The sequence below is a fragment of the Anabaena sp. UHCC 0204 genome, assembly GCF_009711975.1.
Lineage (GTDB): Bacteria > Cyanobacteriota > Cyanobacteriia > Cyanobacteriales > Nostocaceae > Dolichospermum.
The window spans coordinates 1-13,208 of record NZ_VIKW01000042.1; the positions used below are offsets into that span (position 1 = coordinate 1).

Consider the following 13,208-nt stretch of genomic DNA (forward strand, 5'->3'; position numbering starts at 1 on the left):
TGTTGAGTATCGCCACTATGGGGTGGCGATCGCTAAAAAACTCCTAATTGATCACTAATCCTTTACTGGCTAACCATTCACTATTAAATATCCGTGATTGATAGCGAGAACCACTGTCACACAAGATAGTTACAATAGTATGTCCTGGTCCCAATTGTTTAGCTAAAGCCACAGCCGCACCGACATTAATTCCAGTTGAACCACCCATTAATAAACCATCTTTTCTTAATAGTTGATAAACAACACGCAACGCTTCTGAATCATCAATTTGGATGGCATCATCAATAGGTGCGCCTTCCATATTAGCCGTAATCCGACTATTACCTATCCCTTCAGTAATGGAATTACCAGAAATTTTGATTTCACCAGTTTTGATATAGCTATATAGTCCACTACCCAAAGGATCAGCAACAATACATTTAACCGCCGGATTTTGTTCTTTTAGGTACATGGCTACACCAGCATAAGTACCACCCGTACCAGTCGCTGCTACCCAACCATCTATTTTACCGTCGGTCTGTTGCCAAATCTCCCTACCTGTGGTTTCATAATGGGCGAGACGGTTGGCTAAATTATCAAACTGATTAGCCCAAATGGCGTTTTCCATTTCCGCCGCAATTCTACCAGATAATTTGACGTAATTATTCGGATCTTTGTAAGGTACGGCAGGAATAGGACGAACTTCTGCACCCAAGGTAGTCAAAGCATCTATTTTTTCTTGGGATTGGGTATTGGGAATAATAATCAAGCATTTGTAACCTTTGGCATTGCATATATGCGCTAGTCCAATCCCTGTATTCCCCGCAGTTCCTTCCACTACTGTGCCACCAGGTTTCAGGAGTCCTTTTTTTTCTGCATCTTCGATGATGTAAAGTGCAGCCCGATCTTTAACAGAACCACCAGGGTTCATAAATTCTGCTTTGGCTAAAATTTCACAACCTGTTTCTTCACTAAAACTGTTTAAGCGAATTAATGGTGTGTTACCAATTGTCCCGACAAATCCATTTTTGATATCCATGTTGAATCTACCTGAGTTCTTCCCAATCAAATTTTGCCATTTAATCTCAACAAGAGTGCGATCGCTCAAGCCTCTCTTTCTCAGTTCATTTTTCTGGCTGACAATTTTCCTAACTAGCAACTTACGTTATTAATTTTTAATTCCGTCCTGGGTTTCTCTTCCTTAGCTTTGAGATAACCGCTTTACCTCTGCACCACCTAACATTGTCTGGGCTTTCGCTAACATCTGTGGTATTTTTTCCGCTTGGGGACTGCGAGATAAACATTCTTGCAAATCTAATTCATCTAATTTATCAGCTTTATTACCAGGAAACCAAGAACTACCATTACCTAAAAGGTTATAGCGCATTTTTCCATACTCGATCATGTCATAGGCTAAAGCTAAATTTAACAACCACAAAATCACCCTTATATTTACTCCTCCTGGCGTTTCTTCCCAGGTTGGTAAATTGGTTTCCCAGGTTTTTACCCAATCTTCTCCTAAATTTTTGATGGCTGCTGACTCCAATCTAGAAATAATTGGTGGTAAAATTTCTGCTGCATTATCTAACAAGTCTAAAGTCTTTAAATGTTCATCAAAATCAGTTGATTTAGCTGCCCCTATACTCAAAGTATGTACTTGGGAATGACTTAAACAAAATAAATCATTAAACACCATTGGACTCAAAGGCGCACACAAATCAACTAATTTCGCTGATGGTTGATATAATAACCCGCCTTTATTAGCTGGACTAATAATAAACACACCCATATCTAATTTATTAGCAGCTTCAATAGCAGGCCAATTCCATTGATTAATATAGTACCAATGCAAATTTACATAGTCGAATTGATTAGTATTAATTGTCTTTATAATTATCTCTGTGGGCGCATGGGTAGAAAAGCCAATAGATCGAACTTTACCCTCCAGTTGTAACTGTTTGGCAACCTCTAAACAACCATCTTTACGAATACTATGATCTAAAGTTTCCGCATTATTAATTCCATGTAAACCCAATAAATCAACATAATCTAATTGCAGATAAGCCAAAGATTTCTCAAACGTCTTGCGGAATTCTTGAGAATCTGCATGAGGAGAAACTTTAGTTTGCACAATTAAGTTTTCGCGGGGAAACTGCGGCAGAATTTTTCCTAATTGCATTTCCGATGTTCCATAACCTCGTGCAGTTTCAATGTGATTAATTCCTAGTTCTAATGAACGACGAATTACCGCTTCTAAGTTTTCTTGATTATCCGTTGGAATTTCTTCAGGTTCGACATCTTGCCATTTATATTGATATCGCATTCCCCCGCAGGAAAAAACGGGCATTTGTAGTTCTGTTCGGCCAAAGCGTCTATATAGCATCGGTGAATTATGACAATGGAGAATTGATAATTGACAATTATTTATCTGTGTCTATGCAGCTTCATTTTAATTTGATATATAGCAATTCCCATTTTAGTGAGGTACAAGTAGCAAGAATTAACCGCAGATGGAAGAGGATAAACGCAGATTAACGCAGATGAATTTGTACCTCGTTAGACTGAGAAATGCTATAAGCTGGGAAAAAGGTAATTAGTAAAGAGGGTAATTAATCTTCATTTTCTTCCTCTCACTTATCCCTTTTTCCCTAACTAGGAACTGATGGGATGAGGTGAGAATTTAAAGTTGTCGTACTACTGGTTTACCGTCAATAACTTCACCCACAAGAACGACATCTGCACAATTAACGAAAATACCATTTTCGAGAACACCGGGAATGTTATTCAGGGTTTTTTCTAGGTTTGCAGGGTCATCAATATTATCAAATGTGACATCTAAAACCATGTTACCTTGGTCAGTGATGACTGGTCCAGCTTTTCTTACACCCATACGCAGTTCTGGCTTACCACCAAGGGCTTTAATGGCATTAGTAACGGGGGTAAGTGCCATGGGAATGACTTCTACAGGGACAGCAAACACAGAACCCAGTTTGTCTACTAACTTACCGCTATCAACGACAACAATAAATTGAGCGGCTAGGTAATCTACAACTTTTTCGCGGGTATGTGCTGCACCACCACCTTTAATCAAGTTTTTGTAGGGGTCTACTTCATCTGCTCCATCTATGGCAATATCAATATGGTCTACAGCGTCTAAAGTGGTAAGAGGAACGCCATACTCTTTTGCTAAAACTTCTGATTGAAATGAGGTGGGGATACCGACAATATCTTTGAGTTCTCCTGATTGGAGACGTTCTCCTAAATACTGAATTGTGTAAGCTGTGGTTGAACCTGTACCCAAACCAACTATTGAACCGGATTTTACCAAATTGGCGGCGGCTTTACCAACTTCTTGCTTCATCAATTTAACTGGATCTGCGGGGATTGACATTCTTTAACTCCTGAAAAATTAATTGTATGGAAGATACTGTCACAGCCGACTATACTACAAAATTGGTAATGGGTAATGGGTAATTGATCAGATAGTAAATATAATTTTTTTGGCGTTGCTGAATTAGGGTATGAAATTCAAAAATCAATGATTTCAAACTCTTACTCTCTGTAGACTCTGCGCCTCTGCGTGAAACAAAATCATACTCTTAATCAGCAACACCATTTTTTTGAATTATACCATGAAATTATAGTAACTAAGTTATCTAAGAAATTAGCAACTTTAACTATAAAATCAACGTCAAGATTAGAAATGCAATTATAAAATAATCGTCAACATGAAAAAATTACTCAGTACATTGACATTAATAACATTACTGCAAACATCTCCTCTTTTGGCACAGGAACAATCATCGGAAACAATACCTCAGACAAGTTCAGAGTATATACAAAAGGTGATTGATTCTAAGTTAATGGATAATTTGCCTGATGGTCAATTTTATGCAGAAAGGTTAATTAGTCGGGCCGAATTAGCGTCAATTTTGGTAAAGGCATTCTATTTGGATAAACGGCCAATTACTCAAAAGAAAAACTCTGTATTTATACCTGATGTTCCTCGTTCTCATTGGGCGTATCAAGATATTCAAGTAGTTTTAAAAACAGATATTATGAAGGGTTATCGGGGAAATATGTTTTTCCCCAATCAAAGGGTAACTAGGGCGGAAGGTTTAGCAATTTTTGCTCAAGCTTATGGGGTTTTTCAATTTCCTGATAATACCGTGAATGAAATTCTTGCACCACATCCAGATGCAAAAAATATACCTGATTGGGCGAGAAAGGCGATCGCTACAGTAGTCGCTGAGGAATTTATTAATATGGATACACAAGGTAATATCTACCCACTCCGTCCCATGACACGAGGCGATTTAGCTTATGTATTGAGTAAATATTTGCAACGACAAAAGCCGCAATCAGTAACTCCTGTAGTTCCCAAGATTAATCCATTTTGAGATGATTTTTAATTGAGACTTACTAATAGTTTTGGGCGAATATAATAGAGCCTACTACATGGACTAAAATTTAAAAATCAATAGTTCCCAACCCACGGAGGTGGGTTTTGTCTGTGTAGCCGTGAATTATATTCGCCAGGGTTAGTTTTTAGTAATTTCTGATTTCACATTTTCATCAGACGCTAATAATTCCCGAATTATGCGAGTCATAGCTTTTTGCGTCACACGACTAGCAATTTGTTGACCTAAAAGCTGGACTCCTGGATTAACAATTATTTGGGCTAATTGAGGCGCTAATTTTGTCGCATCAAACCCTTTAGTTTCTCTCAAAATACCAGCAATACGTTTAATATATTCTAAAGTTTGTTGTTGTTCAACTGTTGCTGATGGGATTTGATTTACGGCTGTTAATCCTATCCTTTCTCGGAGGATGTATGTCAAATTATGCAAAGCATTTTTACTAACTGCATCTACACTATTGAAAAATTCATCAACTAATCTCTCACGAATAAATGAACCCCGTTCAGAAGAGAGAAATTCTACACCTTGATTAACAACTAAATTCAGATCATATTCTTGGTTACTACGGGCATTTTTTAACAAGTTTTCCAAACGATTCCAGCGGAATTTACCATCTTTAAACAGTAATTCTTGTAATGATGTTCTTAACTCATCAGCGGGATCTGTTAATAGCCTTTTCGCAACATAAGGATAGGCTTCACTGAGAACCTTAAAATTGGGATCTATATAAATTGCAATCCCTTCTAAGGTGACAAGAGAACGAATAATTAAAGCGTAATATGGTGGAACACGGAAAGGATATTCATACATTAAAGCTGATAAATCATCGGTAATGCTTTTAATATTCAAATCCGCTACACTTGCACCTTGAGCATTAGCAAATACTTTTGCAAAAGCAGGAATGATGGGGGTAAGGTCTGTTTCTGGGGTGAGAAATTCTAACTTTACATAGTCTTTGGCTAAACTATCAAATTCCCGATTAACAACGTGAACGATCGCTTCAATTAAACCATAACGTTGGGCTGGTTTAACTTCGCTCATCATCCCAAAATCGAGATAAGCTAATTTACCATCCATCGTCGCTAATAAGTTACCTGGATGAGGATCAGCGTGAAAAAATCCATGTTCTAATAATTGACGCAGAGAACACTGTACACCAACCTCAATTAAATACCGGGCATTGATTCCCAAAGCGGTAATTTTTTCTGGTTGAGTTAATTTGATCCCGTTAATCCACTCCATCGTTAAAACGCGACGGTTGGTGTATTCCCAGTAAATTTTTGGTACATAAATATCCTTCATGTGACCATATAATTCAAAAAAGCGTTCTGCATTTTCGCCTTCATGAATATAATCCATTTCTTCAAAAATGCGATCGCCCAACTCATCCAAAATCCCAACTAAATCACTACGTACCCGTTTCACTTGGCGCTGAACCCAACCAGCTAATTTCCGTAAAATATACAAATCTATAGTAATTCGTTCCCGTAAATCTGGGCGCTGTACCTTAATCGCTACTTCTTCACCAGTTTTTAATTTTCCTCTATATACCTGTCCCAAAGAAGCCGCCGCAATCGGTTGAGCAGACAATTCTGCATAAATCTCTGTCGGTGGCGCTCCTAGCTCTTCTTCAATAAACTGGTAAGCTATCTCATTCGGAAAAGCTGGTAATTGATCTTGGAGTCTAGTTAACTCTTCTAAGTAAGTTGGTGGTACTAAATCTGGCCTAGTAGATAAAGCCTGACCAATTTTAATGTAAGCAGGTCCCAACTTTGTTAATAATTCTCTGAGTTGAATGGCTCGACGACGTTCATTTTTAACCAAAATTCCCCATTGCTTGTCCCACCACAACCCAAATGCAAAGGAAAGAGTTGGTTTCAAAACCGTCACAATTCGCCTTAAAACTTGCAGAAATCGCCCACGATACTGTTCTTGTATTTCTACCGGATCATAAAGCACCGTCTCAGGTTCAGATCCTGCTGTCACCCGCGCCTGATGTCTTGGCTGTTTAGAGACTTCCGCCGATTTGATTACTAAAGTCTGTGTACCTTTTTCCGCTACTACTTCAATCACGGACAATTCGCCTCCGCGACTGTCCTCCTGACTTGTTCGAGAACTAGGGGGAAGTGTCTTAACCATCATGAAGAAGCCACCAGTTAAATCAACGTTGTTAAATATTGTAACAATATCTTGTCTTTTTAGGATATATTCAACACTAAATCAGGGAAAATTTAACAGATGAATAAAATCAGCAAGAAACAGGGGCTTACAGCAGTAAGCCCTGTAAAGATTTTAATCTGAAGTTATACCAATTTGAAAAATAGATAATTGCCAAGCCAATTCAAAATTCCAAATGGTATAAAATAGTTTAACTACGGCTTTTTATCAGTCTTCACCTTAGCTTCTACCTTGACAGTTTTTACGCCTACTACTTCCTTGATCAAAGTTTCAGCCTGTACGATTTCTTCCTTAGAAGTTGCTGTTCCTGTCAGGGTAATCTCACCATCTTTATTGACTACTGACAAATTATTTCCTGGTAAACCCTCTTTCAGCTTCTTACTAACTTCGGTTTTTAAGTCCATTGTCGACATCGGAGTTGCAGTCGGAGTTGCAGTCGGTGTTGTAGTCGGTGTTGCAGTTGGAGTTGCAGTCGGTGTTGCAGTCGGTGTTGCAGTAACCTGCGTAATATCAGAAGCTGGTTTTGCCGGCACAGAAAGAGTTTCATTAGTACCCGTAGTCTCAGAACCAGTCTTTGGTGGTTCTTGACAACCAACCATACCAACTACCAAAACGCTACTAAATAAAAAGGGAATTAGCTTTTTCATGTTTATCTCCAAAATTGAGTGCTTGAGGTAATGGATTTTACTGTGAGTGATGCTGAGGAGCAAATCTTAAAAAAAAGAATTAAATTGCTACACCCAAAAGTCATAAATCAAACACCCAGATAACTGACAATAAGACAACTTTCCAATAACTAAATTAAAACGCCATTCTTGAAAAGAGCCAATGAGACATCAACCGAATATATAGCAGGTGACAGGGCGGGAAAGTTTTTTTGTGTCTTTGTTTTATCATGAGTTAATGTCCTAGCCACCTTAGCAGTTGCTATAAATATGCTGCATTATCAAGAACTTTTTAGAAACGCTCCATAGGTAGGTATTCTCAATGCTACTGTTCCGGCGATGTCTATATGAATTGTACTCATGGCTATAGACTAATAATCCGTTGATTTTCTCAGGTAGCCACTATCTCTATATTCTTCACCATAGAGACTCAGCCGTATCTTTTCCTGGACTGGGGAATTTTCTTCCTTCTTCTTAACTCCTGAATGGGCGCAGACCCTGCGCCCCTACCTCCTCTTTCCTCAAAATATCTCAACAAGAGAGGAAATTGCACCTGAATGGTTCGGTTATACCACTTTCATTAGGACACTAATAACTATAATCTCATAAATATAGAGTGCAATATCTACCCTAGCAAACATTAGCTGCTGAAGCAATCAAGGGGTGAAAACCTGTGTACGAATGGATTTTACCAAGTCTCAAGGAAGTTTTATCTGCAAGTCAATCTCACATGGCTGAGTGTTCTTCTGCCAAAGCTGAACAGCAATGGCGCGTTAGCCTGGCGGCTACAGAAAATTTGCTATTAAAAACTTTAGCTACGACTTCATCTGATACTACTCAAGGTTTGGTATTAACAGCACCAGCACCCTTATTTAGTCACCCACAACTAACACAGCAGTTACAAACAGTAACTTTTACAGCCAAACCTTTTAACCCTTTGGCATTAATGCCGTTTCGTATTCCCTCAGAAATGGGGACGAATATAAATACAGAAGCAACTACGACCCATACTACCACTTGCCAAGAATCTATATTACCTTTATTACCGGCTGATCCTCTAGCAGCGGAGCAATTTTGTTTAGTATTCACAGATAAATTTAGATTAGTGCTGGTTTTAGCAGAACAAAAGCATGGTAAAAAAGAGTTCTTGTTTTCCTTTGAACCAGAAGTAGTACAACAGGCTTGGCAGTCTTTAGGCGCTAGGGTAGTTTTAACTAATCCAGAATTATTTGCTGATTTGGATATTAAAGTCCAAAATTATCCTCTAGTTGCACCAGATTATCAAACTATAATTCAATTTAGTCAGTTATTACTCCAAGAATTAACATCCGGAGAAAGTCATCCAGTTACACATAATTCATCATCTGTTTATTCACCCACTCCACCGACAAAACCCTCATCTCGTCCTGATGTAGAATTATTGCAAGCCTTTGCTCATGAAGTCCGGACTCCGTTGACAACAATTCGGATGATGACACGGTTACTATTAAAACGTCAGGATTTACCAGCGAATGTCATCAGTCGTTTAGAAGTTATTGATCATGAATGTACTGAGCAAATTGACCGGATGGAGTTATTATTTAAAGCCGCAGAATTAGAAAACTTATCACAACCTGTGAAATTTGCTAATTCACAACTGACACCAATGTGTTTAGATGAAGTTTTACAGCAAAGTATTCCTCGCTGGCAACAAGCAGCAAATCGCCGTAATTTAACTCTAAATGTGGTGTTACCCAAACAACTACCAACAGTAGTTAGTAATCCTGCTATGTTAGATCGGGTACTCACAAATTTAATAGAGAATTTTACTCGTAGTTTACCTCCTGGTAGTTGTATACAAGTGCAAGTAATGACTGCTGGTGATCAACTAAAATTACAATTATCACCTCAGTTTGATTGTCAAGATAAAAGCTACACAACAACACCACCAATTCGTAAATCTTTAGGTCAATTATTAATGTTCCAACCAGAAACAGGAACAATTAGTTTAAATATGTCTGCAACTAAGCATTTATTTCAAGCAATTGGTGGTAAGTTAATTGTCCGTCAACGCCCTCAAAATGGTGAAGTATTGACAATTTTCTTACCTTTAGAAGTTAGAGCTATCTAACATTCATGAAAGTATTTATGAATCCTGATGTTTGATCATATTTGTACCGATTAATCCCGCAGATATCGTATTCCAAACCATTGTGAGGTTATTGCTTAAAAAAGAGCCGTGATTACCAGGGACTAGATGTAGTTTAAAGTTACTGAAAGTGTATTTACTCCAAAGTGAAATTTCCTCTGGTGTAATTTCACTATCTTCCAGTCCCCCAATAGCAGAAAGAGGACAATTCAATGGTTTTCCTTGAGAGTATTGTTGGTTGTAACTTAATAAGATTTGGATATCTAGTTTTAATCGAGTTGATATAATCTCCATCAAAAATTCATCACTACGAAGAGATTGAGGAATTCCAGATACAGCTAGAAACTTATGGAGTATTTCTTCTGGAGACAAAGATGATAAAGTTGGTAAATTAGAGACAAGAGCATGAGGAGTTAAAGCCCCACCGACAAAAAAGTGTAGGGGTTGTAAACCATATTTTTGCTGTAGTAAATGAGCTAATTCAAAACCTATAAATGCTCCTAAACTTTGACCCCAAAAAGCAAAGGGTTTATCTAAATAAGCCGGAATAATTTGCTCTAAACAGTGAATAACATTGGCAAATTGTGTAAAGGCTTGATTTTGGGAATCTCCTTCTCTTCCAGGTAATTCAATGGGGACAATTTCAATTTCTGAAGGCAGATTTTCAGCCCATTCGCGGAAAATATAAGCAGATCCTCCTAATTCATGAAAACAAAATAAACGCAAACTTGCATTATGTCTGGGTTTATGATAAGCAATTAAGTTAGGAATTTCTCTTTTTGATAACTGATTTGTGATTGATTGTGGTTGTGGTGAAATGTAATTATTTCCCTTAGTACGTAGACGATTAATTCTCAGAGTTTCTAACTGTTGAGACATTACTTCTAACTGTTGCTGTACTAGATTTACAGGGACTTTTTTCTGTGTTTGTCTACTAATATTGGTAGGTACAGGAATAGTTGGTTGTGGAGATTTTACACCATTACCGTTAACAGTTGGATTTAAACCATTACCATTTGTATTCATACCATTTTCTGGTGATGAAGATGTGATTTTTTGTTGTTTGGTATTATTAACTTCTAGCCAATATGATTTGCGTTCAAATGGATAAGTTGGTAATTCTAACTTACGACGGGAATAATTACTATCAAATCCTGACCAGTCTACCGATACTCCATGAATATATAACTGTCCTAAACTTTGCAAAATTTGTTGCCAATCTTGTTGTTGGGGACGTAAAGATGGCAACCAAATACCAAAATCTTCTGGTAGACATTGACGACCCATACCGATTAAAATGGGCTTGGGTCCAATTTCTAAAAACACTGTATATTCTTGTTCATGAAGGGTTTGCATACTATCAGCAAATCTCACAGGTTGAACAATATGTTGTACCCAATATTCAGGTTTAGTAATATGATCATCTGCCCTTTTTCCAGTAAGATTAGAAATAATAGGAATTCGGGGATTATTATAGGTAACTTGGGATGCTATTTCGGCAAACTCCTCTAAAATTGGGTTCATTAATGGAGAATGAAAAGCATGAGAAACTTGAAGACGAGTTGTTTTAATGCCTTGATTTGCTGCAATTTTACAAATAGCATCAATAGCTGCTTTATCACCAGAAATAACAACACTTTCTGGTCCATTTAAAGCGGCAATACTTACTTGGTTAATGTCAGGTTCTAAAAGTTGTCTTACTTGAGATTCTGAAGCTATTAAAGACACCATTTCACCATTAGGGGGTAACTGTTGCATCAATTTTCCCCGACTGGCAATTAATTTTAATCCGTCTTCTAAATTAAAGATGCCGGCTACACAAGCAGCTACATATTCACCCACACTATGACCCATAACTATATCGGGTTTAATTCCCCAGGATTTCCATAGTTGAACAAGGGCATATTCAATTGCAAAAATAGCAGGTTGAGTGTAAGCTGTTTGGTTAAGCAGAGGGTTGTTTTCTGTTTCTGGGTAGAGAATTTCTAATAAAGATTTTTCCAGATAATTCCGCAGAATTTGATCACATTCATCCAAAGTTTTCCGGAAAACAAGCTGGGTTTCATATAGTTGTTTTCCCATATTTATATATTGAGAACCTTGTCCGGTAAACAGAAAAGCTACTTTGGGTATCCCAGCATTACTAGGAAGTTGTTTTTGGAAAATTCCTGCTATTTCTTCTTGCAGTGAAAATTGTTGGAGTTTGGCTGCTAATTCTTTTTTATTGTTGACAACAACTGCTAACCGATAATTAAAATGAGCGCGTCCAATATTAGCTGTATAACATATATCTGCTATTGCTATTTCGGGATTTTTTTCTAAGTGTTCTTGATAACGGTTAACTAATTTTTCTAAAGCCTTTTCTGTTTTTGCAGAAAGAGTTAATAAATGTAGTGGACGTTCTAGTAAATCTTCATTTTTTAATTGTTCTGGTGCTTCCTCTAAAACTATATGGGCATTAGTACCACTAAAACTAAAAGAACTCACACCTGCAATACGATTTTTCCCTTCTATTTGCCAAGGAATAGCTGTAGTTGGAATAACTACAGGTAATTCTTCCCAATTAATATAAGAACTGGGTTGGTGAAAATGCAAATGTGGTGCTATTTCTTGATGTTGTAATTGCAAGACTACTTTGATTAAACCAGCAATACCAGCAGCACCTTCTAAATGTCCGATATTAGTTTTCACTGAACCTAACATCAAGGGGTTTTGTGAAGAATGATTTTTCCCAAATACCGCACCTAAAGAACCAACTTCAATTGGATCTCCTAAAGATGTTCCTGTACCATGAGCTTCAATATAACTAACTGCTTCTGGACTGACTCCACCATTTTCTAAAGCTTTACGAATTACCGCTTGTTGAGAAGGTCCACTGGGTACTGTTAAACCGCTGGTATGACCATCTTGGTTAACAGCACTACCGCGAATTACTGCTAAAATATTATCATTATTGGCGATCGCATCCGACAATCTTTTCAAAACAATAATTCCACATCCTTCACCGCGAACATAACCATCTGCACTAACATCAAAAGTCTTACAACGACCATCAGCAGATAACATCCGGGCTTTGGAAAAGTTAATACTTACCTCTGGTGTAATTAGTCGGTTAACTCCTCCGGCGATCGCTACATCACTTTCATGATTACGCAGACTAGAACAAGCCAAATGCACTGTTACTAAAGAAGAAGAACAAGCCGTATCTACTGCTAAACTTGGACCTTGTAAACCGAGAATATAAGAGAGTCTACCAACTGCACTACTATGAGAATTGCCAGTACCAAAATAAGAATCAATTTCTATTTCCTCTTGAGTTAATAGCAGTTGATAATAATCACTACTACAAATACCAACAAATACACCAGTTTGAGTTTTAGCTAACTTTTGAGGATTGAGAGCAGCATTTTCCAAAGCTTCCCAACTGACTTCTAAAATTAACCGATGTTGAGGATCTAAAGCTCGTGCTTCGCGTGGAGAAATAGAAAAAAAACTAGGATCAAATTCTTTTAATTTATCAACAAATGCACCATAACGAGTGTACATTTTTCCCGGTGTTTCTTTCTCAGGATCATAATAATCATCAATATTCCATCTATCTTGAGGAACTTCGGTAATAGCATCTACACCATTTTTCAAAAGTTGCCAAAAGTCTTCAGGATTGTCAGCACCACCGGGAAACCTACAACCCATACCAATAATAGCAATTGGTTCAATTTTAGCTTTTTCTAAAGATTGTAATTTGGCTTTGGTTTCGCGTAATTCTACCAAAGCTTTTTTCATTAATGCGGCGTTATCAATTTTGGGTTGGTTCATTTTTTTAAGATATATCTATTG

At 37.5% G+C, this 13,208-nt stretch carries 8 protein-coding genes; 2 read left to right on the plus strand and 6 right to left on the minus strand.

The genetic code is table 11. The features are described 5' to 3' along the window. Positions 1-43 precede the first annotated feature (43 nt). From FJR04_RS22220 to rpiA, 3 genes are all read right to left on the minus strand, one after another. A complete protein-coding gene (locus FJR04_RS22220) occupies positions 44-1,018 on the minus strand; it encodes a cysteine synthase A (RefSeq protein ID WP_168498898.1) in 975 nt (324 codons plus the stop codon). Between the two features lie 162 nt (positions 1,019-1,180). After that, the gene (locus FJR04_RS22225; RefSeq protein WP_168498900.1) at positions 1,181-2,362 is read right to left on the minus strand and encodes an aldo/keto reductase; all 1,182 of its coding nucleotides are present in this window, start codon (positions 2,360-2,362) and stop codon (positions 1,181-1,183) included. Positions 2,363-2,659: 297 nt separating this feature from the next. Next, on the minus strand, positions 2,660-3,370 hold the full coding sequence (gene rpiA / locus FJR04_RS22230) for a ribose-5-phosphate isomerase RpiA (RefSeq protein ID WP_168498902.1): 711 nt from the start codon (positions 3,368-3,370) through the stop codon (positions 2,660-2,662). 337 nt (positions 3,371-3,707) lie between these two features. On the opposite strand from rpiA, the gene FJR04_RS22235 reads away from it, so the two are divergent. Continuing rightward, on the plus strand, positions 3,708-4,379 hold the full coding sequence (locus tag FJR04_RS22235) for an S-layer homology domain-containing protein (RefSeq protein ID WP_168498904.1): 672 nt from the start codon (positions 3,708-3,710) through the stop codon (positions 4,377-4,379). A gap of 141 nt (positions 4,380-4,520) precedes the next feature. On the opposite strand, the gene FJR04_RS22240 is transcribed toward FJR04_RS22235, so the two are convergent. Both FJR04_RS22240 and FJR04_RS22245 read right to left on the minus strand, forming a co-directional pair. After that, positions 4,521-6,542, minus strand: coding sequence for an AarF/ABC1/UbiB kinase family protein (locus FJR04_RS22240; RefSeq protein WP_168498906.1), 2,022 nt, complete (start codon positions 6,540-6,542; stop codon positions 4,521-4,523). 230 nt (positions 6,543-6,772) lie between these two features. Continuing rightward, entirely contained in the window at positions 6,773-7,225 is a 453-nt protein-coding gene (locus FJR04_RS22245) for a BON domain-containing protein (RefSeq protein ID WP_168498908.1), read from the minus strand. A gap of 691 nt (positions 7,226-7,916) precedes the next feature. Between FJR04_RS22245 and FJR04_RS22250 the strand changes: the two genes are divergently transcribed. Then, positions 7,917-9,353, plus strand: a complete 1,437-nt coding sequence (locus FJR04_RS22250; protein WP_168498910.1) for a HAMP domain-containing sensor histidine kinase — start codon at positions 7,917-7,919, stop codon at positions 9,351-9,353. Positions 9,354-9,368: 15 nt separating this feature from the next. Here FJR04_RS22250 and FJR04_RS22255 read toward each other — a convergent pair whose 3' ends face one another. Further along, on the minus strand, positions 9,369-13,187 hold the full coding sequence (locus tag FJR04_RS22255) for a type I polyketide synthase (RefSeq protein ID WP_168498912.1): 3,819 nt from the start codon (positions 13,185-13,187) through the stop codon (positions 9,369-9,371). Positions 13,188-13,208: the final 21 nt, after the last annotated feature.